This is a genomic window from Salinibacterium sp. PAMC 21357, assembly GCF_000247645.1.
Lineage (GTDB): Bacteria > Actinomycetota > Actinomycetes > Actinomycetales > Microbacteriaceae > Rhodoglobus.
Map to the genome: position 1 here is coordinate 25,737 of NZ_AHWA01000002.1, position 22,277 is coordinate 48,013.

Annotated in this window: 14 protein-coding genes and 2 pseudogenes; 8 read left to right on the plus strand and 8 right to left on the minus strand. The window is 61.0% G+C overall.

All coding sequences use genetic code 11. The annotated features are described in order from the left end of the window. Window positions 1–55 precede the first annotated feature (55 nt). From ON14_RS16460 to ON14_RS00180, 6 genes and pseudogenes are all read left to right on the plus strand, one after another. Window positions 56–265 (plus strand): annotated as a pseudogene (locus ON14_RS16460) (RHS repeat-associated core domain-containing protein); the annotation flags it as partial. Window positions 266–514: 249 nt separating this feature from the next. After that, the gene (locus ON14_RS15595) at window positions 515–775 is read left to right on the plus strand and encodes a hypothetical protein (RefSeq protein ID WP_010202114.1); all 261 of its coding nucleotides are present in this window, start codon (window positions 515–517) and stop codon (window positions 773–775) included. Window positions 776–1,125: 350 nt separating this feature from the next. Next, window positions 1,126–1,629: a hypothetical protein gene (locus tag ON14_RS00155; RefSeq protein WP_010202115.1), complete on the plus strand. Its 504-nt coding sequence runs from the start codon at window positions 1,126–1,128 to the stop codon at window positions 1,627–1,629. Window positions 1,630–1,733: 104 nt separating this feature from the next. Next, window positions 1,734–2,786 (plus strand): hypothetical protein, encoded by a 1,053-nt coding sequence (locus tag ON14_RS00160; RefSeq protein ID WP_141629891.1) that lies wholly within the window; start codon window positions 1,734–1,736, stop codon window positions 2,784–2,786. 114 nt (window positions 2,787–2,900) lie between these two features. Further along, a complete protein-coding gene (locus ON14_RS00165) occupies window positions 2,901–3,263 on the plus strand; it encodes a hypothetical protein (RefSeq protein WP_010202118.1) in 363 nt (120 codons plus the stop codon). Between the two features lie 526 nt (window positions 3,264–3,789). After that, on the plus strand, window positions 3,790–4,932 hold the full coding sequence (locus tag ON14_RS00180) for a class II histone deacetylase (RefSeq protein ID WP_010202119.1): 1,143 nt from the start codon (window positions 3,790–3,792) through the stop codon (window positions 4,930–4,932). Here the strand turns inward: ON14_RS00180 and ON14_RS15025 are convergent. From ON14_RS15025 to ON14_RS16265, 4 genes are all read right to left on the minus strand, one after another. Then, on the minus strand, window positions 4,910–6,013 hold the full coding sequence (locus ON14_RS15025) for a helix-turn-helix transcriptional regulator (protein ID WP_081503486.1): 1,104 nt from the start codon (window positions 6,011–6,013) through the stop codon (window positions 4,910–4,912). The genes ON14_RS00180 and ON14_RS15025 overlap by 23 nt on opposite strands. A gap of 803 nt (window positions 6,014–6,816) precedes the next feature. Continuing rightward, window positions 6,817–8,169 (minus strand): carboxypeptidase-like regulatory domain-containing protein, encoded by a 1,353-nt coding sequence (locus tag ON14_RS00195; protein ID WP_010202122.1) that lies wholly within the window; start codon window positions 8,167–8,169, stop codon window positions 6,817–6,819. A gap of 160 nt (window positions 8,170–8,329) precedes the next feature. After that, window positions 8,330–9,676, minus strand: coding sequence for a carboxypeptidase regulatory-like domain-containing protein (locus tag ON14_RS00200; RefSeq protein WP_141629893.1), 1,347 nt, complete (start codon window positions 9,674–9,676; stop codon window positions 8,330–8,332). 110 nt (window positions 9,677–9,786) lie between these two features. Beyond that, window positions 9,787–11,865, minus strand: coding sequence for a fibronectin type III domain-containing protein (locus ON14_RS16265; RefSeq protein ID WP_010202125.1), 2,079 nt, complete (start codon window positions 11,863–11,865; stop codon window positions 9,787–9,789). Window positions 11,866–12,085: 220 nt separating this feature from the next. Here ON14_RS16265 and ON14_RS00210 point away from each other — a divergent pair, with 220 nt between their 5' ends. Together ON14_RS00210 and ON14_RS00215 are read left to right on the plus strand one after the other, a co-directional pair. Then, the gene (locus ON14_RS00210) at window positions 12,086–13,579 is read left to right on the plus strand and encodes an alpha/beta hydrolase (protein ID WP_010202127.1); all 1,494 of its coding nucleotides are present in this window, start codon (window positions 12,086–12,088) and stop codon (window positions 13,577–13,579) included. Between the two features lie 40 nt (window positions 13,580–13,619). Continuing rightward, complete coding sequence (locus ON14_RS00215) at window positions 13,620–16,241, plus strand: helix-turn-helix transcriptional regulator (RefSeq protein WP_141629894.1); 2,622 nt, start codon at window positions 13,620–13,622, stop codon at window positions 16,239–16,241. A gap of 210 nt (window positions 16,242–16,451) precedes the next feature. Here the strand turns inward: ON14_RS00215 and ON14_RS00220 are convergent, their stop codons facing one another. The 4 genes and pseudogenes from ON14_RS00220 to ON14_RS00235 form a co-directional block, all read right to left on the minus strand. Continuing rightward, a complete protein-coding gene (locus tag ON14_RS00220) occupies window positions 16,452–17,351 on the minus strand; it encodes an oxygenase MpaB family protein (protein ID WP_010202130.1) in 900 nt (299 codons plus the stop codon). A gap of 30 nt (window positions 17,352–17,381) precedes the next feature. Next, a complete protein-coding gene (locus tag ON14_RS00225) occupies window positions 17,382–18,365 on the minus strand; it encodes an NAD-dependent epimerase/dehydratase family protein (RefSeq protein ID WP_010202131.1) in 984 nt (327 codons plus the stop codon). Continuing rightward, window positions 18,362–21,229 (minus strand): alpha/beta fold hydrolase, encoded by a 2,868-nt coding sequence (locus ON14_RS00230; RefSeq protein WP_010202132.1) that lies wholly within the window; start codon window positions 21,227–21,229, stop codon window positions 18,362–18,364. The genes ON14_RS00225 and ON14_RS00230 overlap by 4 nt, the downstream gene beginning before the upstream one ends. Then, window positions 21,223–22,244, minus strand: a pseudogene (locus ON14_RS00235) (3-oxoacyl-ACP synthase III). The gene ON14_RS00230 and the pseudogene ON14_RS00235 overlap by 7 nt, the downstream one beginning before the upstream one ends. Window positions 22,245–22,277: the final 33 nt, after the last annotated feature.

The following is a 22,277-nucleotide window of genomic DNA, read 5'->3' on the forward strand; positions in this document are numbered from 1 at the left end:
GTTTAAGTCACTACGACGTATTCGTTGACTACATTTCGACGATGATCCGTTTGGCATTACCGCAACGGGCTCACCCGCATGGTCCTCAAATCACGCCTACCTAAACGCGCCCACCTCAGAGACTACCCAACTGACCCATCTTGGAGCGCGTGAGTATGGCCCAACCCTCGGACGTTTCCTAAGCGTCGATGCGGTACTTGCTCCATTTACTCCACAACAGAACAATGGGTACAGCTATTCGGCCAACAGCCCAATTACTCACTCTGATCCCTCCGGAAACTGTTTCGAGTCCTCAGCAGGCGTCTACAGCGGGAGCGGGTGCAGCTCTGGTAAGAAATCATCGAGTTCTGCGCCAAAGAAGAGTACTTCCGCCGCGCCGCCCTCGGCAGGAAATAGTGGAAGTCAATCAGCCGGAACTTCTACAAAGTCGACCCAGAGTTCCAAAATTCAGTGGTGGAATCCGACTACGTGGAACGGTGAGATATGGCAAAACATAGGCGCTGTTGCTACTGGCATGGCAATCGGTATAGGCGTGACGGCCGCGATTATCGGCGCTACGGCCTGTACTGACGTGACGTTCGGGGTGTGCGGAGCAATCATCATTGGCGCAGCAGTTGCCGGCGCAGCAGTTGCCGGCGGAGCAGCCGCGGGCTTGGTCACCTACAACCTTTCTGCAGGTGAGAAGACTGCCGAGGGGCGTCTGAGCGCGACGGCTCTCGGAGCGGTAGCTGGCGGGGTTGGCGGCGTCGCGGGGCAGCCGCTTCTGGTCTTTTAGGAAAAGTAATTGGTGCTGTGAGCGGGAAGTCCGGAGGGAGTGTCGGGGCGGCCGGCGGTTCCAACGGTGCGGCAGCGCCGGTCGTAACGCATGGCTTTAGTTTTCCAGGCGCGGGCCGCAGCGGTTCTGAAGTGAAATACTTCGTGGGCCCGCCAAATGCAGTTGTGCAGGGCGCCTCTCCTGGACGAGTGTTCCAAACTGACCATCTAGGTCGAGTGGTTGCCGACATAACAGTCGCTAGAGTTAAACCGTCTGTACCTGGACAAGGTTTCATAGCTGGCAAAGCACGGAAAGATCCGCCGACTTCTGAACAGCTCGGTTGGATAGTGGAGCTTTGGGGGGAATAAGTGATGACACAGGGCGCCGAGGTCTTTTACCTCGCGGTGAGCGACGCTGTAGAAGCGTTTAGCGAGGCACTTATCGCTTTGATCAAGCCAGCCCAAAAGGTCGGTCTGGTCTGGCAAGCGGAGAATACCCATGATGATTGGGAAAGTTTGGCGGAATCTGCCTTTGAGGTTTTGGTCTCGAACGCGGTAAATCAAGACATACGGAATACCCAGGAAACCTACCCGCTAGCCCGCTACGATTTCGACCTACAGACGTATGCGGGTTTGAGTTGGTTAGAGGTGGACAGCGATACTGAGAGTGAATATGCCTTGGTTTTGGTGAGATTTTCGACCACTACGGAGCCGTTCGATACGCCGGAATGTACTCTCGTTCGCATCGCTACCGGCGAGAGAATGCCGAGCGAGACCAGTGAGCATGTGAAACCACCGCGGGGGACTACTTTTCGCCTCCGCCGCAGATCAGCCGTGGCGGACGATGTGGTGAGAGTGTTGCAGGTCAATTATTAGAGGGCCGGAGCGTGGCCCTATGCGCAAGAGAAATGAAGATTTGGCGCTCTCTTTCTTCAGAATGTACGTAGTTCCACATAGCGATTGGCCCACGGTGTTAGAACATGACCATTTTTGAACGGACCCATCCTGCTTTTCTTTCGACGACTCGCACCGGAATGTGTGCGCTGTGGGAGCCATCGCGTTTCACACACGTGAATGACTTGGACGCGTGGGAGGATGCGTTCGATAACGACGAATCGATCATAAGGATGATCACAGAGGGTGCTTTTGTTCCTCTGAACGTGGGCGGGAGCTCAACTTTTAAGATTGATGTTCGTTCCGGAGCGCTCACCGAAAGAGAACAGCGGCTACGAGCCGTGACGTCGGAGCCGTATCTGTTGAAGACCGAGGGGCTGATACAGGCTGGTGCCCTTGAAGAAATTGGTTCGCTCATGGCGGGTGGGACTGAAATCTCTGTGGGTAAGGGGAGTTATTCGGTTGTTGTTCATCTCATGGATTGGGAAGCGGAGCCGGGCGCGCGAGATGCAGCGGGGGAGCCTTCACCGGATGCGCTGCCGGATTTCATTGTGCAACTTTCTCTGATCGAGCCCGGTAGTGCACCTGTTTTTCGAACTGAAGTGCTTACCTTTCCGATGCCGCCCCCGCCCGCAGTGAAAGAGATCATCGTCGGGGATGTGTTTATCGTCCCTAGCGGCGATGGTCGTGCAGGAGTCGGGCAAGTGGTGGGGGTCTACGGAAAGAGCTCATATTATTTCGCGATCTTCGACGCTGTGTTTCCTCTCGAAGTTGCCGCCGAGAGAGTAATGGAGGCGCTCACGTCGCCAGTGCTTTTTCTCGCGCTGTCTTTGGACGCCAAGATCTATGCGGGGCACTGGACGGTAGTGACGCGGACGGCTGTGCATGCCGCGGTGCGTCTTCCCGCCTACAAAGTAGGTGTTGGGGGTCCCGAAAACATGCACGTCGAGGACTACTCGGGGACTCGTCGGCGTTTAGCCACTCGCGCTGAAAGCAACTTCCTGCAATACCGGAGCACGGTGGCGCCAGTCAGGTTGGAAATGGCTCTACGGGCGCATTTGGGCTTGGCGCCATGGCATCAAGAGTTTGATGAGCTCAAGCCTGACTGGGTGGTCACCACATCCGCGTTTTTCAGGTAACCGCGAGCGTCGTAAGAGGAGAAGTGAAATGAGCTTTGTGCGATTGGCCACCGTGGCACCGGACCTTGCGGTAGACATATTCCAGCGTGACGACTCCGAGCTAAGCGCGCAGTCGTGGCTTGGGCGCTCGGGCAGGTGGAGATCGAGGACGCTCGCCTCGTCGTCGGGCTCGCCGCGCTGGAAACGCGGCGGGTAAGTGACCCCATTCGCGACGAATTGTGGGAGCTTGTTGAAGGACTAGATGAGTTGGCCTGGGATCTTCAGGAGTCAGAAGCGGGTGATGAAACCCTTGTAGGGTACGCCCACGCGTTCGCCCGAGCGCGTGCAGCGAACGCGCTCTGGTATTCCCTCTTTATCCCGGCATCCTCTGAAACGGTCGCTGACTGCATGTACGAAGCACAAGCAGTCGCGGGCGATATGAATGGTCTTCGAGCCGTCGTTCGTCAAGCCTTGGCTAACACTTACCCGACGGTGTGACTCGGGACTGCTCCGAAAAGCTCGGCGAGTGGCAGGGACAGTTTCGCTCACGGACGTCACAAACTCTTTATGTTTCCAGGGTTTCCGGCACTATTCGGTAGCCGACAGACTCCACGATTCTGAGACAAGCGTTCACGGGTTCAAATCCTGTCAGCCCGACAATGTGATGTCGCACGACATCGGAATAGTCCGAACCCAGGTTCTGTGGGTTCGGGCTATTTTTTGTGCCGGTGGGTTGGCAGCCGCGGCAGAGGTCTATGGTGAGCTCCCGCAGGATCTCTCGGGTCGCAGCGTTGATGACAGTCACGTTCATTGGCTTTCGGTTGTTGAGAGCTCACGATGAAAGCGTTCGGGGTTGATCCAAGAAGCGGCGAGTTTCTGAGCGGCGATATGTGACGGAGCACCTTCAGCGAAAATTTTGCGACATTCGGTAAAAACCCGGATGTCGCGCTTTGCGATGCCTGAGACGGTTGCTTTTGCGGGAGGCAACGACGCCTCCTCGCATTTGTCGAGGAGGATTCACCGTATGTCTGACGATGAGAAGCGAACTGGTTACCTGTGGAACACTCTTTACGGTTGGGTTGATACTGGCTCGGGTGGCCTGATGCCATCGAGCGTGGCGCACGGCTTACAGCCGATTTCCCATCATGTCGCGCACCCCGACACGAAGCGACGGTTGCACGAACTGGTGATGAGTTCGAGGCTCATCGACCACCTCGTTCAGATTGACGCGGTACCTGCAACTCGCGCGGACGTGGCACGGGTGCACGACACTGCGTACATTGACCGCATCGATGCAGAAGGTGCCCTCCCCAAGGGAGGCGACGCTGGTGACGGGGTGTCACCGTTTGGACAAGGCGGCGAACAGCTTGCGTACCTCGCAGCGGGTGGTGCTATTGAAGCAACAAAAGCCGTGCTGGACGGCACGGTCGATCGCGCGTATGCGTTGATTAACCCTCCCGGGCATCACGCCGAGCGTGCGGTGGGTCGGGGATTCTGCATTTTCAATAACACCGCTGTGGCTGCGGCTTACGCGCTTGACGTCGCTGGCCTCGACAGGGTTGCGATCGTTGATTGGGATGTTCATCATGGCAATGGTGCCCAGGATATCTTCGCCGAGTCTTCACAGGTGCTGAATATCTCGCTGCATCAGAACCGTTGCTTCCCCGCAGATTCCGGTTTTATCGAGGAGAACGGGTTCGGCGAGGGCGCTGGCCACAGCCTCAACATTCCGTTGCCTCCTGGCGGAGGAAACGCCGTATACGAGTACGCATTAGAGAGTGTCGTCATCCCGGCGTTGGAGGTATTTCGACCGCAGTTGATCTTGGTTCCGTGCGGCTTCGACGCAGGGATCATGGACCCTCTCTCGCGGATGATGGTGCGGGCGGACGGGTTCAGGAGAATGACGAGGCTCATTGTCGACGCGGCCGAACGTATTTGTGGTGGCAAGGTGGTATTCCTGCAGGAGGGTGGATATAGCCCTTACTACGTGCCGTTCTGCGGCCTCGCGACTATCGAAGAACTCGCCGGTGTTTCTAGTGGGCTTTCAGATGCGTATTCGCCGATCGTTGGAGCGATGGGCGGGGATGAACTCCTCGACCACGAGCGCGAAGCGGTCGACGCTGCGAAGGTGTTGGTGCGGAGAGTTAGTTCTCCTGCAACGAACTGACATCTAAGGACCCCGTTGGGCTTAAGCGCGTTTGACGGTTACTACCCAGGATGAGATCAATCGGACACGCAAAAGGGTCTGGGAGATACGAGGCCGTGGTGATTGCGCGCACCACGGCCTCCAATCTGTTTTGCGCATCGAGCTTCCGGCGCGCATTCACGACGTGAGACTCGACCGTTCTTCGGCTCAAGTGCAGTTGGTTGCTGACCGCTGCGTTGTCGCTGCCGGTGCACAGCAAGCTCAGAACCCGCAGCTCTTGAGCAGATAGGTGGAAATAGTCACTCGATAACACATTTTCGATTCCGCCCCGGACTTCGCCGCCGTCGGAAATCTTTTCGAGGTGAACGCGAATAAATCCATTCTTGTGCGGCCAGAGGTGGCTAGCGCGAGAAACACTGCTCGCTCGAAACTGCTCAAGGTGCAATCGGAACGAGTTGGTAGTCACAAGCTGCGGTACCGGCGCAGTGCCCAGAGCAACGGGCCGCTGCCGAAGCATGAAACTGAACCATGACGTTGAGGCGTCAGAAGCTGTGGCATTGAATGTATGGATATACGCGCCATTCTCGATCTCGTGATCAAGAACCAAGGATGCGAGAAGGCCGCGCACAGCTGCCGCGGTACGTCTGTTATCTTGCGTAAACCCGGTCGGCAGCATCGCAGAAAAATGGGCAATCCCGACATACTCTTTATCGAGAAATAGTTCCAAACTCATTCCATCTTTGTACCCATTCGGCCCTAAATAATCTTCGTATATCGGTGACGCGATGAAATCGTTGCGAAATCCCGACCGCACTGAACTAATGGCAGGCGGTAATCCGTCATCAGGGCTCAGCAATCGAGTGAAACCGACCGGATAGCTTTTCCCGAACAAATGCTTCAACGCCCAGGCAGCATCCTCTGGGTAACCTACGCGCAGAACTTCTCCGATGTCACCACGCTGTGGGTCGTGACGTAGCAATTGCACCGCGTCGAAGGGCAGGATCGTACGCAATTCCTCTATAGCGGCAAAGGGCGGCTGACTTTTAGGACAAGCACGCTCGGAGGCTCGCTGAGCTTCCCGGATAACGTTGGCGGGAGTCATGGCGCGGATGCGTTCTCATCTGATATTGGCAGAAACGATGTCCTGCTGATGTCCATGGGATAACCGTAAAGTCTGGTCTGCGGGCCGTCAAGCTTTCCGATCAATGCCCGTGTTCTAACAAAACCAATCACCGAGGCGATTCTCGCATCCTATGTCGGCCGACCACGTTGCGGGCTTGGTTCGACGTCCAATAGATTACGACTCTGGTGTGCTCAAAGAACGCAGCTTGGTGCCTGCCCGATCGAGCCGATTGGTAGGCTGCAAAGGCTCAGCACGTGCAGAAAGGAGTCGCTTTCCTGCGCGCGTCTAGGCACCCGCTGCGCCTGCTCCGCAGCCTTTACTGGCCAGCGCAAGGTAGTGCACAGTTGCGGTTCTCTTTGTTAGTGTTCGATCCTGACGCGCGAGGTTGCGGCACAGTAAGGACAAATCTCTTGAGGCTCAACCGGGGGCTACTGCGTACCTTGCTTGAAACTGTGGAATCAGGACGGCGACCCCGGTGAACGCCGAATGTCCGCGCTCGACTTTCCGTTGGCGTGATGCTGTCACGTCGTCGTAGCGCTGTCCGCTCTGGATCAACGGCGCGCGAGTGATGGTATTTTTGCCCGGCTCGGAGAGTCGGTAAAAGGAAGATATGAGATCGCTTGAGATCTTTAGGATTCAGAATCGAGCGACGAGAGCGCTCACGCAGCGACGGACAACTTGAGCGAGTTGCTCCAAGTCGCCCGTCGCGCGGTTTCCTTTGTTCGGTATTGGCCTTCGCGCGTGGCTAAGCGGGCTTCACGCTCGCGGGTGGGGCGGCTCTTCTAATGAGTCTTAACTATTACTTCGGTGATGGAGTTCATGCCGTAGCACGGGAAAGGCATGATTCCGAGGCTTCCCGACTCGGGGCGGGAGTCAAACGTGTGAGTCGATCCGTTATTGGTCGTGAAGATATGTCTGAACTCTTTTGTTGACTCAACCATCAACACGCAGGTTCCGAGGTTAGCCCAGCCGATTCTGATGTCAGTCGGCACTTGCGATTCAGGCAAGTCGAAATGAGTAGCTAGGTTGCTCATCGTCGTGGAGGAAATCGACGCAGTGTTCGTCGACAGCCACTCTGACTCGTGAAGTGGTTCACCCGTGAACTTCCAACCGTAGATGGTGGCGGGATTTTGCACCCCCGAGTGATACATGACCTGGAGTTGGTTGAGGGGCCCGGCTGATCCTTCTTCTTCGGTGATCTGGTCGGGGGAGTCTTGGGGCGCCTCGGCGGCGGCGGGCGCTTCGGCTAGCGGTTCGCTCGGCTCGGCCGGGATTGCTGTGGGTTCAGTGATTTCCTTGGTCGGGGCCCCGGTGATTGTTGCGGCGTGTACGACGTCGCTTGCTGAAAGGTCGATCGTGATCTCGATGTCTCCCTCTGGCTTCAGCAGCGGGACGATCTCCTGAACGGTGCCGTCTGCGCCCAGTATCTCGAGGTCCATTCCGATGATCTGATCGGTCTCAAGGTCTGTTTCGGCGACGCCGGTGGAGTCGGTCACTATTTTGCGGGCGTCCGGGATCGTGGCGGCGTCAGCTTCATAGCTGGATGCCGTTGCTGGGGCAACCACAACGGTGACGTCTTCGGCTGGGTCCCCATCCTCAAGCAGCGTCAGCGTGAGGCGTCCGCCCATGCGGTCGGGATCAAGCTGTGTCGCTGGGGTTTCGCCGGGCATGGGGAGGTTGGAGCGTGACGGGCCTAAGACGACGATCTCGCCGATCATGAAGTTGCTTCCATGATCGGCACCCGTGTCGTTGCCGCTGGTGGCGACCGACGCAGCGGTTGCGGTGGTCTCGGAAAGCGACGACTGACCGCTAGCGGAGTTGCTTCCCGGTTGCTGGATCATGTCGGTGTCGGTGACGACGACGTCGTAGACACCGTCAGGAACACTGGCGAAATATTCGCCAGACGCGTCAGTGGTGACCTCAATGCCATCCTCGGAATCCGCTCGCGACACGAGAGTGACCAACGCTCCCTCTACCGGTGTGCCATCGCTGGTTTCCACGATGCCGCTGAGCGAACTCTCGGGAGCCAGATCTGCTGTCGCGGCAGCACTTGTGCACCCCGCGAGCAACGCGATGACGGTGAATGCCCCAACGCTGGCGATGCCGGCATGGCGTGGGTTGCCAGTTACTCTCATTTTTCCCCCAAGGAAAAGCAAACGGTGTATCGGTTGCAGAGCTAATAAATGCGAACAGCTGTGTCGTGGTTTTGTTCCCGGGGTGAGCGGGCACATTCGACAACCACGAACGGTTCATACGAACTACAGCGCTATCGAGCTTGCGGCGATAGCGGTACTTTTAGCGAAGAAGCACATGAAACTCAGTAACGGAAGTGCCCTCGGCGCACCGAAAATCTAGGCTTTTCGACCACGAAGGCAGATGCGTTGGGGCGAACATGTGCGTCGACCCCATCGACGTGGTGAAGCGATAATTGAAATTATTGCTAGAGACCACCAGAAGGTTGCAGTCCGAGCTGTACCGCAATGACACCGATATGTTAGTTGGCACCTTCCACGCCGGCATCTTGTAAGTGGTAGGCAGGTTGCTCATATTTCCGAGAGTAGGCGTCGCACTGTTTGAGCGCATCCATTCTTCAACGTGAAGTGGTTGACCGGTGAAATTCCACCCGGTTATTTGATCGGGATCAAGGGTCTCAGAGACGTAGACATCGCTCCAGGCCCTAAGCCGGTTGAGGGCTGTGCCTGGTTCGTCTTCTGAGGTGATCTGGTCGGGGGAGTGTTGGGGTGCCTCGGCGGTGGTGGGTGCTTTTGCTAGCGGTTCGCTCGCCTCGGTGGGGATCGCCGTGGGTTCGGTGATTTCTTCGGTGGGGGCCCCGGTGATTGTTGCGGCGTGTACGACGTCGCTTGCAGAGAGATCGATCGTGATCTGGATGTCTCCCTCTGGCTTGAGCAGCGGGACGATTTCTTGAACGGTGCCGTCTGCGCCCAGAATCTCAAGGTCCATTCCGATGATCTGGTCGGTCTCAAGGTCTGTTTCGGCAATGCCGGCGGCATCGGTCACTATTTTGCGGGCGTCCGGGAGGGTAGCGGCGTCAGCTTCGTAGCTGGATGCTGTTGCTGGGGCAACAACAACGGTGACGTCTTCGGCTGGGTCCCCATTCTCAAGCAGTGTCAGCGTGAGGCGTCCGCCCATCTGATCGGGGTCGGTGCGTTGTGACGGGATCGACCTCGAGAGGGGAAGATGATTACGTGACGGGCCGGAGACCACGATCTCGCCGATCATGATGTTGTTTCCGTGATCGTTGCCGTTGTTGGCGACTGCGCCTGCGGTGGTTCCGGCCAAGGTCGATGACTGACCGCTAGCGGAGTTGCTTCCCGAGTCCTGGATCATGTCGGTGTCGGTGACGACGACGTCGTAAACACCATCGGGAACACTGGCGAAATATTCGCCGGAGGCATCAGTGGTGACCTCAGTGCCATCCTCGGAATCCGTTCGTGAAACGAGAGTGACCAATGCTCCTTCTACCGGGGTGCCATCACTGCTTTGCACGACGCCGCTGAGCGAGCTATCCGGGGCGAGAGTCGCCGTGGCGGCAGTGCTCGTGCACCCCGCAAGCAGCGCCATGACGGTGAATGCCCCAACGCCGGCGATGCCGGCATGGCGTGGGTTGCTAGATTCTTTCATTTTTCCCCCAAGGAAAAGCAACGGTGTATCGGTTGCAAAGCTAATAAATGCGAACAGCTGTGTTGTGGATTTGTACAGGGCGATCGGGAGCATCCGGGTGGAGACTTCTCCTAATGATTTTTCGCGCGACGCCGTGACATTACGAGCAAAACAAGGGCGGTAAGGATGAGCAGGGTTGCGAGCGCGGCGGTTGCCCAGGGGAATCCGGAGCCGGTGGTCGCCAGTGTTCCGGATGCTGCTGCTGTCGTTGCCGAACCGGAGACGGTGAGGTCAGCCCACACTGATGTGCCGTTCTCGAGACGCAGCTCTACGCGGTGCGCCCCCGCCGAAACGATCCCGGGTAATGTGATCGTTTCGGCGAGAGTGCCGTCGTTGCCGACAGCTCCTGACCACACCATGACGGGGGTTGAGTGAACCCACAATTGCGCACCCATTCCCGCCGGTGCTCCAGCCAGAGAGACCGTCAGAATGCCGCCCTCAGAGATAGACGACGACGACAAAGTGATTGTTGCCTTCCCCGGTGTCGGTGTCGGTGTGGGCGTCGGTGTAGGTGCGGCTTTCGGCGTTGCTGTCTCAACGGTGGAGGGGGCTCCCGTGCCGATCGCGTTCATGGCCGAGACCCGGAAGTCGTATTCCACCCCGTTCGTCAGGCCGCGAACCGTGTAGGGAGTAGTCGGCACTGATGGTGCAACCATGATCCACATGCTGGTGTCTTTTTCGCGATACTGCACCGAGTATCCGGTGACGGCTGATCCGCCAGTATCAGTGGGGCCAACCCAGGCGAGCTCGACTTGTTCGTCGCCGGCTACCAGCGCGAGACCTGTCGGTGCGGCAGACACTTCGCCCCACTCAATCACCACCCGTGTGTCATCCCGCGGTTGCTTCGCGCTCACAACCTCGGTGAAGTTCCAGACGTGCGGGGTCGATTCATCGCTCGTTATGGTGCTGGCATTCGCCGGGTTACCCGCCTGTGGGGCGTAAGTCAAGGGAAGCGAGGGCACCGGGTTCGGGGCGAAGCCTTGGAAAACAAGTGTGCCTCCAGGCCTTGCGAGCCCCGACACGACGCCACCCGAACCGATCGCTGCCCCGCCAGAGCGGAAGGTGGAACCATCAGCCAGGGCGGTTGCCGTGATTCGGCCACCAGAGATTGTCACCGTGGAGCCAGCTCCGTTAGCACCGCCGCCGATTCCTGCTGCTAGTCGGCCACCGGTTGCGTCGAGTTCGCCACCGGAGATATGAAGGGAACCGCCACCGGCGTCCCCACCGCCGCCAATTCCTGCGCCAGCCGAACCACCCGTTGCAGACGTTTCGCCGCCGGAGATTTCCACGTGTGCGCCAGAGCCGAAGCAGCCTCCGCCGATACCGGCTGCATCCGCCCCGCCTTTCGCTGTGACCACGCCACCGGTGATCGTTACGAGACCGCCGTTGCCGCCCGCTCCGCCGAAGATGCAACCGCCACCTCCGATACCAGCGCCACCGTAGTTGTCGAACTTGGGTGATGAACTGCCTGTTGCGGTGACCACGCCACCGGTGATGGTCACTTTCCCTCCGGGGCGACCACCCTCGCTATCTCTGCCTACGCCGCCGCCGATTCCGGAGCCGCCTGAAACGCCAGTGGCCGTGACGGTTCCTCCAGAAATAGTGACGTCGCCGCCGTTGCCATGCCAGCCGCCGCCGATTCCGGAGGCGTACTCGCCGCCCGTTGCCGTAACCACACCGCTCATCACGGTCACAGCGCCGCTAGCGCCGAGAGCACCGCCACCAATACCCGCTCCAAAGTAGCCACCGGTTGCCGTCAACTGGCCGTCGGAGTTGGCACTCGTGTCCTGGACAACGAAGGAAGCGCCCGGTTGAACGTCGATTGCCGCGGTGTTCTTCAGGGGGCTGCTAATCGTGAGGGTAAAACCGTTGAGGTCGAGGGTTTTCACCGTGGAATCCGTGGGCATGACCAAGTGCTCGCCGGGGTCGGCGGTGATATTCTCACCGAGCCTGACGGTGCGAGTGCCCGGCAAATCGAAAAGTTCTTGAAGCACAGTGAACGCTGTGGTCGGGGCGGCGAACACCGGATCGGCGGCGACCGTGGGAAGCACTATCGCACCCGAGGCGATGAGACTGATCGATACGAAGACCGCAGCCAACCGTCGGTCGCGATTCTTTCGGTAGCTCTTCGAGCTTGGAACGACATGCATCTGTATAACCCCACGGTTCAAAAATGGCGGATGTCACCTGGTGCAAGACATCTCGAAATTGACACTACGTACTGGCGGCGTGAAGCCGGGTACTGGGCACTACGTGCTTCTTGGTTTACCCCTACCTGATTGCGTAAACCGAGCATCCTTAGCGGCGATCACGCTGTCATGATCATTCCTAGAGCGTCGCCCATGGGGGAGCGGACCTCGGAATGGTGAGATGAAGAAGAGTGCAATTGCCGCAATGGCAGTGTTGACCCTGTTGCTAACCGGATGCACGGCCTTCGGAAACAGCGAAAGTACACGGCAAGCCGTAGCCTTCCCTGAAATCTACGATCAGACGATTGCTTGGGGCGAGTGCAACGACGACTTCGCGATCAGCGAATCTGTGCTGATCAGGTTGGCTGAATTGGGCACATCCGTCGACGGCTTCGCCTGCGGGATGGTGACGGTACCTCTCGACTGGAACGATGCTGACAACACAGAAACCATCGAGCTTGCAACCCTGCATATTCCGTCGACGGGATCTGGCGCTCCGTTGGGCACCCTCCTCAGCAACCCGGGAGGGCCGGGCCACGGAGGAATCAGCCTCGCGTATGGCCTAACTGTTGTTCCCGCCTTTGCCGAGATTCTTGAGAATTACGACATCCTCGGATTTGACCCGCGCGGCATGGGGCGAAGCACACCGCTGGGGTGTGAAGCGGTCTCATCCATTACAGAACTCAATCTCGCAAATTGCGCTGAGGAAGAGCCCTTGGCTGCCACGATGGGAACCTCCCAAGTTGCTCGCGACATGGAACTGCTGCGCAGTCTCATGGGCGACAACGAGCTGAACTATCTCGGTTATTCGTATGGAACGATGCTCGGTGCGACCTACGCGACGCTCTTCCCCGAACGGCTCGGACGCGTCGTTCTCGACAGCGCCGCGCCCAGCGACTGGGCTAGCCCGACCGGAGCGTTCGACCAACAGGTCGCTCTTGTTCGTCAGACGGTTGCACTCATCGAGGGGTGTGACACGCTCTACCAGGTGTCTACCTGTCCGTTGGCTGGGGAGGACGATATGTTGGCAACGTACCTGGCGCTGAACGAGGTGCCATTGATGGCGACTGACGGCAGTGAAGTCACCGGCGACTCCATCTATGGCTATCTGATCACTTCGTTGTATCAGCGGGCAGAGGTGCGAAGCCTCGTGCTCGAAACTGTGGGGGCAGCGCTGGCGGGAGGGCAGAGCGAGATCGATGACATCGCCACGGCGATGGAAGGCGGCGGTGCCGCGGTGCAGCTCGATGGCACGGTCGTGAGATGCCATTCCTTCCCCGAAGATCCGCATCTGCTCGAGCTGGTAGAGCACATCGACGACGTCGGAATCCCGGTGATGCTAGGTGGCCCCGAGATTAACGACGAGACTCTCGAGCAGTTCATTGATTTAACGTGTGACGCGTTGCCTCACAGCGGCGATGACATCACGGATTCGTTCTCCGGATCTGCGGATGCGCCCATCTTGGTTATTGGAATCACCGACGATCACGCCACCCCCTATGAAGGCTCGCAGTCACTGGTAGAAGAACTGGGCAACGCCATCCTGCTGACATTAGACGGCACCGGTCACGGCGCTTCGTACGGAAACCGATCAACCTGCATCGATGATTACACCACCGCATTTCTCATTAAGGGCACCATGCCGCCAGCCGGCACCGTCTGTCTAGACGACTAGAGGGGAGAGTGAGTGCACTCCGCGTCGGTATGATTTTGGGGTGGGTGGACACAGCAGTACTTGGGGAAATTTGGGCGCTCGATCGCGGATGCTCGTACCGCTGCCGTCGCGAGAGTCGGCGCGCGAATTGGCGCAACGGCACTGGAACGATGGCCGTGACTTCGCAGTGTTTGGCGAATCGGGAAGTGGCCGCACGGTATTTGCGGAGCGCGTGTTGCAACCGTGGGCCGGCCCTGTGCACCGCTTCACCGGAAAGGCGCAACTGCAGAGTGTGCCATTTGCGGCCTTGGCGTCAATCGCGGCACAGGCCACCGGCAGTTCAGCCGGCGCGTTGTCACCGCTTGAACTGATTACGATGCTCGCGGTGAGCGATCCCGACGGCGTTCAACGCACGCTCGTGCTCGACGACGCTGAATTCGTGGATGATGCCAGCGCCGCTGCCTGCGCGCAAGCCGCGATCGACAGCGGATTGCGCATCATTCTCATCAGCACTGCGGCAAGCAAACTCCCCGTGCCGCTGAGGGAATTGGCGTTGCATGGTGAAGTGATCGAGCTCGGGCCCCTCACGGACGCAGATTCGGTGTGCATCATCGAGGAAGTGCTCGAAACGGCAGTCACCATCGACACGGCGCACCAACTAGCGGAAGCTGCTGGTCGCAACGCACGGTATCTGCGGGAGCTTGTCATCGATGCTCAGGACTCCGAGGGTTTCAGCAGCGCTCGTGGATACGCCACGCTCAAGAAAGGCTGGCAACCGCACGGGCGTCGTATCAGCGAGTTCGTGGCGGTGCGGCTGGCACACCAGAACGAGTCGGTGCAGCGAGCTGTCGAACTAATCGCGATCACCGGCGATATTCCGCGGTCGCTTGCGGTTGAACTCGTGGGGACCGAAGCAATCGAGAGGGCCATTTCTTCCGACCTGCTCGAGATCTCCATAACCTCCACTCTGCCGAATTCAGAAGCCGACCTCGAAATCGTGCGAATGGGTGCTGGCCTCTCATCGCACACGGTTCTGGCGGGCAGGCCCGTGGCCGAGCTGCGCTGGCACGCTGAGCGAGCCCTCGTCTTTCTCGAAAAAATGGACACTCCTACCCGCATCAGTGTCGCCGCTCACGCAGCGCGCATCGGTGTGTGCCTCAGTGATGCTGATCGCGAAATGATTGTGGCCGCTGCGGTGAACACGAGACAGTTCAGCGCGGTGCTAGAAATAACTGAGCCTGACGACGAAACCCCAGAGTTAACCGAGGTTCTGGTGCTCGCCCGTTCCCGCGCGCTCTTCGAATTGGGGCGCGGAGAGGAGGCCCTCTCGGCAATGGGGTCTCTTACTGCGCGATCCCAAACAGCACGCGTGTGGGCGGCGACCCTCACTGCCGCCGATGGCCGCGTCACCGAAGCCGAAGCTCTCCTGCAACCTCGGCCCGGGGACGAACCATCCAGTGTCATCGAAATGAACGCGAGACTCGACCTCTTGCGGGCACGCTCCGGCCGCCGAGTGACCACTGAACAATTGCGCAGTCATGCGCTCAACCCAGCTCTAGGACCGGACGTTCGTGCAGCAGCGTTGCAGAGTGCGCTTTTTTCGGAGGTGCTCACGGGGCGGTCCATCGCCGTCGTCGAAGAGATCGTCGGGATGCTGAGCGAGTCGTCGTGGCAGAGCATCCCGACTACGGGGCAAGTGGAGCTGCTGGCGACGCTCTTTCTCGCAGCTGTCTCGGGTGGAGCACAGTCAGACGTGGCCGGTTTCGGCCAGTCGGAGTGGGCGGCACTCCGCATCCCTCCCGGACTTTTCTTGGGCGCTGAGGGTCTCTCGCGACTCGAGACTGGCGACGGCACTGTTGCCGCAGACATGCTTCGCCAGGCTCTCGTGGCCCTAGGTGATGAAAACCGTTTCGGGATGACGGCCTACTTCGCTGCTGCAGCCGCATCCGCCAGCGCACTCTTAGGTGATTCGGAAGCCGCTGCCGAGCTTGTCGACACTGCGGCAGGATCCCTCACGGTCGGTGGCGCTCTCAACGCAGAGGCGGAGCGGATGCTGCTGCCCGCCCTCATGCTGCGTGGCGACGCGGCCGACGTCGCCGAGCGTTGGCACGCTCAAGTCGACCGTGCGAAAGAAAACGGTCACCAGCACGTATATATGCGACTTCTTCATGACGGGTGGCGCTGGGGACTGCACGATGACTTCGCTCTGCTGTCTGCCGCTGCGACTGGCGTGCAGGGCGCACTGGCCACGGCATTGGTCGACTACTGCGAGGCGTTGAGTGGTGACAGTGACGCCCTCGACCGCGCGCTGATGGTGCATAGTGCCGCCGGCCAAACGCTCTTTGCGGGAGAGTTGGCTCACGCCGCGGTGCGCCTCGCGCGAGACACCACTCGAAAACGCCCTGCGTCGATGCTGGTAAATCAGGCTGTCGATAACCTGGCTCAACTCAGCGGCGTCGACACTCCCATTCTCGGACGCGTGCGCATTGACCGGGCGCTGCTATCGGAGCGCGAGTTCGACGTGAGCACCCACGCTATCTCTGGCGCCAGCAGTGCCGAGATCGCTCAGCAACTCTTCCTCTCCGTACGCACAGTGGAAGGGCATCTTCAGCGGGCTTTCGGAAAGCTCGGCATCGCCGGGCGGCAACAGATGGCGCCGCCCAGCGTGCGTCGAGTACAGTAGCGCAGCGTTTCGCGCTGTTAGTCCTTGCGCTTGTTAGCGGCCTTGTCTTTCTTGTCAGCCCGCTTCTCTTTGAGAGACTTGCTGGCTGCAGTCTTGGCTGTGGCTTTCTTCGGCGATTTATCGGCCATGACGTTATCCTCCTGTGAGCCGAATGGCTCGTTCCTCGAGCGTACCCCGCGAGCGGTGGCAGTTCGTGCCTGGGCCCGTGATTCAGACCGAATCCCGCTCACGCTCGAGGCGAGCCAGCCGCACGCGGGCTGCATCTTCGCTGGAGGATGAGGTGCCAAGAATTTTGCCGACGGCGCGCAATACGAAGCCGGTCGCCCAGATCACCGGTAGCGGTGACCGACGAAGGCCCAGCAGCTTGCGGTGCTCCTCGGGCAACGACGCGACTGCTCCCGCGAAGAGCACTCGGTAGGCGGGCATCATTGACCGGCGAAGCGGGGGATTGCGAATGAAGCGCACCGCTTCGAGAACGCGCTCGTCGCTCTTGAGCACGGGGCGGAATCCGTCGATCTGAGCCTTCAACTCAGCGCGGGATCGCGGTGGCTGCTCTACTCCCACCAGCTCACCCGCGGTTGCCCACTCCCGCACGTATTGGTCGGCCTCACCGGGGATGGGCTTTCCCCACAGTTCGTGGCAGCCGAGGAAGGCATCCGTGAACACGGCGTGCACCCACGAGAGTAGCTCTTGGTCGCCCGCGGTGTAGGGGCGCTCGACGCCGTCGACATCCAGATAGGTTCCCGCGACGCGGGTGTGATACTTGCCGACACGAGCTGACTCGAGTTTCGACTGTTCAGTGCTGGCGAAGGTAACCGTGATGAGCCATTGGATCGTGCCGGAGAGTCGCCCCAGCGGATCCTCTTTGTACCGCGACCAATCGTGAACGCCCGCCATCGCTCCGGGATGCAGGGTCTGCATGAGCAGTGCCCGGATTCCAGCGACGAGAGTGCCCATGCCGCCGTGCACCACCCACGAGGCAGAATCGGGGCCAAAGAATCCGGCGTCGTCACCCTGCTCGATGCGGGCAACCCAGGCGGGGCGCCCCGAGCTTTCGCCGGAGAACGTCGTCAGGAGGTGTGAGCGCCAGGAGTCTGAAAATCTGCTCATCCTTTGACGATAATCCGGGTTGCTGGGAGGTTAGCCGAGTGCGTCAATCTCGGAGTAGTGTGCCGCGAGCCGGCGCAGCCCCTCGTCGATGCTGACCGCGGGAACCCAATCCAGAGCTTCGCGGATGTCGCGCTGATCGAACCAGTGCGCCGTCGAGAGCTGTTCGGCGAGAAAGCGTGTCATGGGTGGCTCATCCGCACCGGGGCGCACAGCCCACACTTTCTCGATTGCACTGCCGGCGGTGCGCCCGAGGGCGGCCGGGATGCTCCAGCGTGGTGGGCGCACACCCGCGGCGAGGCAGATGGCGGCGAGCATATCGCCGACGGGGCGCGGTTCACCGTTGGTCAGAACGTAAGCCTTGCCGTGGGCGGTGTCGGCGCGGTGCAGGGCGGCGGCGATTCCGGATGCCGCGTTGTCGACGTAGGTCGTGTCGATGAGGGCGGTGCCGCCGTTGAGCAGCGGGAGGCGTCCACTTCGAGCGCGGTCAACAACGCGACCAATGAGCTGGGTATCGCCGGGGCCCCACACAATGTGGGGGCGAATGGCGATAACGCGCATGGCGTCAGAATCGCGGGCGAGGGCCAACAGCTCGGCCTCCGCTTTGGTGCGCGCATAGTCGCCGCGCGCGTTTTCCGGCGAGGCCGGTTCGGCGCCGACCCCGGCCAAAGCAGTGCCGGCGTGCGCAACCGAAGGTGACGACACCTGAACGAATCGCGAGACCCCCGCAGCTTCGGCGGCATCGAGCGCGGTGCGTGTTCCCTCGACGTTGACGGTGTGGAACGCACCCGGATCGCCGGCCAACGACACTTTTGCCGCGAGATGCACGACACCTTCCGCGCCGGCGACCGCGCGCGAAACATGCTCGGGGTCGTTGATGGAGCCGAGAAAATCGGTGACGCCATCCACTCCGGATGGTCGACGTTGCAGCGTGCGCACCTCATGGCCGGCCGCGACCAGTTCGGCGGCGACGGCGCGACCGAGAAAGCCGGATGCTCCGGTAACCAGCACGATCATGGTGCGGTCGGCTTTCCGCCGGCAAGCAGACGCTCGGCCCACTCAGAAAGCCGCGAGCGATCGATCTTGGAGTTGTGGCGGATGTCGGTCGGCAGTTGCGGAACAACAAGCACAGCAACCAGCGGCAGCGACGTACTCTCGCGCACGGCAGCCGTCAGTTCGGGGCTAGCAAGTCCGGGGCGCTTGGCCGTAGGAATCGTTTCGACAACCGCGACGGCCTGGCGCACACCGTGCGGACCCACGCCGACGACAGCGGCCCGGCGCACGGCCGTCACCCCTTCGATATCCTGTTCCGTGCCCACGGGGGCGATGGGTCCCGTTGCGCTCACGATGACATGCGGCAGTCGACCTTCGACCCAGAGGCGTCCGAGTTCGTCGAGATGTCCGACGTCACCGGTGCGATGCCAGCGCGCGGGGGAGCCAGCCGCAACGTTTGTCGCGTCGCCCGCATCCGTTGCATCCGTATTCTCCGCAGCATCCGCGGCAGCAGCATCCGTAGCAATTTCGGTTCCATGAACGGCGGCGCGATCGGTCAGCCACAATCGGTCGTAGTGATCTTTCAGGTGCGGTGCCGAGATGATGATCTCGCCCAGAACGCCGGGCTCGGTGCTCGGTGTGCCGGTCGCGGCACCGTCGGAATCGAGGGCACTGATGCGCACGAGATTGTCGCCGATCGGCTTCCCGACGCAGACACCGGTGTTGGCGTCACCGGCGGCGGCGCGGATCCCCTCGAGAGTGATGTCGGTCACGAGCAGGCATTCGGTCATGCCGTAAGGCGAATGTGGGGTCGCGTTGGGCATGAGTTCCCCGACCGACGTGAGCATGTCGCCACTGATCGGTGCCCCGGTGGAGAGGAACGTGTGCACGCGTGCAAGCTCGCTGCGGTCGTCAGCGGTGAGATCTCCCGCGGTCGCGACGACGTTGAGAATTGCGGCGGGGGAGAGAAACACCATGCTGGCGCCGGATGCTTCCACTGCGGCCGCGACGGCCCGGGCGGTGAGAGTGCGGGGAGAGGAAACATCCATCTCCGGTGTCACGGATCGTGTACCGAGGGCTGGACCGAGCAGGGCGAAGGGCGCAAAGCCGGTCACGAGCCCGGTGTCTGCCGTCACTTCGAAGTGGCGTGCGAGAACGTCGCGCACGGCGGAGAGCTGACGGTGGCGGTAGACGACGCCCTTGGCGGGGCCGGTGGATCCGGAGGTGAAGAGAATTGCGGCGTCATCGTCACCCCGTGGTGGTGCCGGCAGCGGCGTGTCAGCGCCGAGCGTGATGAGGTCACGAAGGCTGTACGAAACGCCGAGAGCGACGGCGGAGATTTTCGGCAGTCGCGCGGCGGAAATACGCACTCCGGGCCACCCCAGTGTGCGGGCGGCGGCGAGACCGGGGGCTTCGCCGATGACGAAGTCGGGCCACGATCCGCGCACGGCGCGGGTGAGTCCTTTGACACCCAGGCCGGCATCCGCGACGACCACAACGGCGCCGATGCGGAAGCAGGCGTACACCACGGCCGTCAGCGTCGGCCCGGGCGGGATCAGCAGGGAAACCCGCTGGCCTTTGCGCACACCAATGCTGGTGAGGCCGGCGGCGAGCTGGCTCACGCGGTCGGCGAGTTGCTTCCAACTGACCTGCTGTGGGCCACGGCTCCCGCGCGTTGACATGTCGATGACGGCGGTCGCGGTGTGATCGCGGCGGGCGTCGAGGTTGTGCCAGAGCGGGACGAAGGATGCGTCATCCGCGACGGAGTCGTTGGATTCTGAGGCGGAGGCAGAGGCGGAGGCGTCGGTGTCGGTCGCTGCTGAGTCAGCCGCGTGGATGCCAGCTTCTTCGGAGTCAGACACGACGGAGCCGGCCGCTGCAGCGAAGGCCTCGCGAGGCGACAGGGCTGACGAACCGGGATCGCTAAGGCTGGCAGAGTTGTCGCCAAGCCACGTCAACACCGATGCGGCGTAGGGTGCGTCTTCGGCGAGCATGTGGCCGGCGCCTTCGAAGCGGTGCACGTTGGCGTGGGGGAGGCGCTCGATGAGGTCGTCGAGGTAGTAGTCGCTGAAGATGGGGTCGCGCGGGCCCCACAGCATGAGCGTCGGCAGGTCGAGCGCGGCGACTCCGGCGGCGATGCGTTCGAGTTCGGGGAAGCTTTCGTGGCTGGCGTCGGCGGGGATGTCGGCAACGAAGCCGCCGATTCCTCCGCGGCGATCGGCGGTGCGATACGGCGCGCGGTAGGCATCCTTCACGGCGGCGTCGAGCGGATCCGTGGTGAGCGCCAACGTGGTTTCGAGGAACGCGGGGGTGCGCACGGTGGAGGAGGCGAGCATCCCGCGCGCCCGGGCGAGCCGCAACGGTGCGGGGATCGGCTTGCCGGCTTCGTGATGCACGGCGGTGTTGAGCAGCATGACGCCGGTGAGTTGCGCCGGGTGGTCGACGGCCCAGCCAAGGGAAAGGACGCCGCCCCAGTCGTGGCCGAGCGAGATGACGGGCCCGGTGAGGTCGAGGGTGTCGGTGAAGGCTGAGAGGTCGCTGACCCGTTGGGCGAGCGGGCGGTGGATGCCGGTGCGCTCTGAGAACCCCATGTCGAGTTGGTCGACGGCGATGATGCGCCACGCGGGCGCGCCAGCCTCGGCAGCCGCGAGTGATTGGTTGAGCAGGTCGCGCCAGTAGTACGACCAGGTCGGGTTGCCGTGCACGGCGAGGATGGTGCCGATGACGGGCACGCCGAGGCGAGCGAGTTCGGCGCCGGTGTCGAGGTAGTGCCAGTCGTGGGTGAGTCCAGCATCCGCCCCGCTGCCGGGAACGGCAATGATGTGGCTGAAGCGCGGGTCGAGACCCGGCAGGTCGAGCGGTGGGGTGGCGGCGGGCGCAGTTACCATGCGAGCTCCATCATTGCGGTGTTGAGGCCGGAGCCGACGCCCATGAGCAGCACGCGGTCGCCCTTTTTGAGGGTGCCTTGGGCTTCATCGAGGGTGATGGGGATCGAGGCGGGGCCGACGTTGCCATAGAGGGGGAAGGTGGTGGGTACGCGGTCGCGGTCGAGTTTCGCGGCTTTGACGATGGCGTTGGTGTGCACGGATGACACCTGGTGGGTGACGTACAGGTCCATCTTTGACCAGTCCCATTCGGTGGATGCTTCTTTCCACGCCGAGACGACGAGGTCGAGGCCACCTTTAAGGAGGGCTTTCGCGTCGGTGAACATGCCGTCGACGCTGCCGACGCAGAGTTCGTGAAACTGGGTGGCCGCGCGGGTGACGCCGCCGAGAATCGGATGACCGGCCGGATGTTCGTCGGTGCGTCCGAGCACCGCAGCCGCAGCCCCGGAGCCGAGCGTGAGCGACGCGAACTCGCTCATGAAGCCCTCACGATCGGAGTCTTGCTTCAGCAGGCGGTCGATGGTGTTGGTTTGGATATCGTCGGCATCTTCGCCATTGACGATGATCGCGTACTTGATCTGGCCGGATCGATCATGTTCGCGGCAAGGTTCATGCCGCTGACGAAGCCGAGGCACGCGTTCGCGACGTCGAAGTTGATCGCCGAGCTGGGCAGCCCAAGCCCGTGGTGCAGGCGCACGGCAACCGAAGGCTCGAGGTGTTTGCGGCTCACGGACGTGTTAATGAGGAGTCCGACTTCGGAGGCATCCACGCCCGCTTCAGCGAGGGCACGTTGGCCTGCTGAGACGGTGGCGTCGTCGGATGTTTCGCCGTCAGCCCAATTGCGACGTTCCAGCACACCGGCCACTCGTTGCAGGAGTCTGCTGGGCAACGCAAGGCGCTCGAATGCCGGCGCTAGGCGCGTTTCGAGGTCGCCGGATGTGGTTACACGGCTAGGTAGGGTACTCGCCACCGACAGCAGTGAAACGTTGGCAAAGCGAGTATTGGCATTTCCGGCCACGGAACCTCCGTCGAGAGAGCCAGACTGGCTCAG

Excerpts from the sequence above, each read along its gene's own strand:
- ON14_RS15595 (WP_010202114.1), top strand. The coding sequence starts at position 515 with ATGGCAATCGGTATAGGCGTGACGGCCGCGATTATCGGCGCTACGGCC.
- ON14_RS00155 (WP_010202115.1), top strand. The coding sequence starts at position 1,126 with ATGACACAGGGCGCCGAGGTCTTTTACCTCGCGGTGAGCGACGCTGTA.
- ON14_RS00160 (WP_141629891.1), top strand. The coding sequence starts at position 1,734 with ATGACCATTTTTGAACGGACCCATCCTGCTTTTCTTTCGACGACTCGC.
- ON14_RS00180 (WP_010202119.1), top strand. The coding sequence starts at position 3,790 with ATGTCTGACGATGAGAAGCGAACTGGTTACCTGTGGAACACTCTTTAC.
- ON14_RS15025 (WP_081503486.1), bottom strand. The coding sequence starts at position 6,013 with ATGACTCCCGCCAACGTTATCCGGGAAGCTCAGCGAGCCTCCGAGCGT.
- ON14_RS00195 (WP_010202122.1), bottom strand. The coding sequence starts at position 8,169 with ATGAGAGTAACTGGCAACCCACGCCATGCCGGCATCGCCAGCGTTGGG.
- ON14_RS00200 (WP_141629893.1), bottom strand. The coding sequence starts at position 9,676 with ATGAAAGAATCTAGCAACCCACGCCATGCCGGCATCGCCGGCGTTGGG.
- ON14_RS16265 (WP_010202125.1), bottom strand. The coding sequence starts at position 11,865 with ATGCATGTCGTTCCAAGCTCGAAGAGCTACCGAAAGAATCGCGACCGA.
- ON14_RS00210 (WP_010202127.1), top strand. The coding sequence starts at position 12,086 with ATGAAGAAGAGTGCAATTGCCGCAATGGCAGTGTTGACCCTGTTGCTA.
- ON14_RS00220 (WP_010202130.1), bottom strand. The coding sequence starts at position 17,351 with ATGAGCAGATTTTCAGACTCCTGGCGCTCACACCTCCTGACGACGTTC.
- ON14_RS00225 (WP_010202131.1), bottom strand. The coding sequence starts at position 18,365 with ATGATCGTGCTGGTTACCGGAGCATCCGGCTTTCTCGGTCGCGCCGTC.
- ON14_RS00230 (WP_010202132.1), bottom strand. The coding sequence starts at position 21,229 with ATGGTAACTGCGCCCGCCGCCACCCCACCGCTCGACCTGCCGGGTCTC.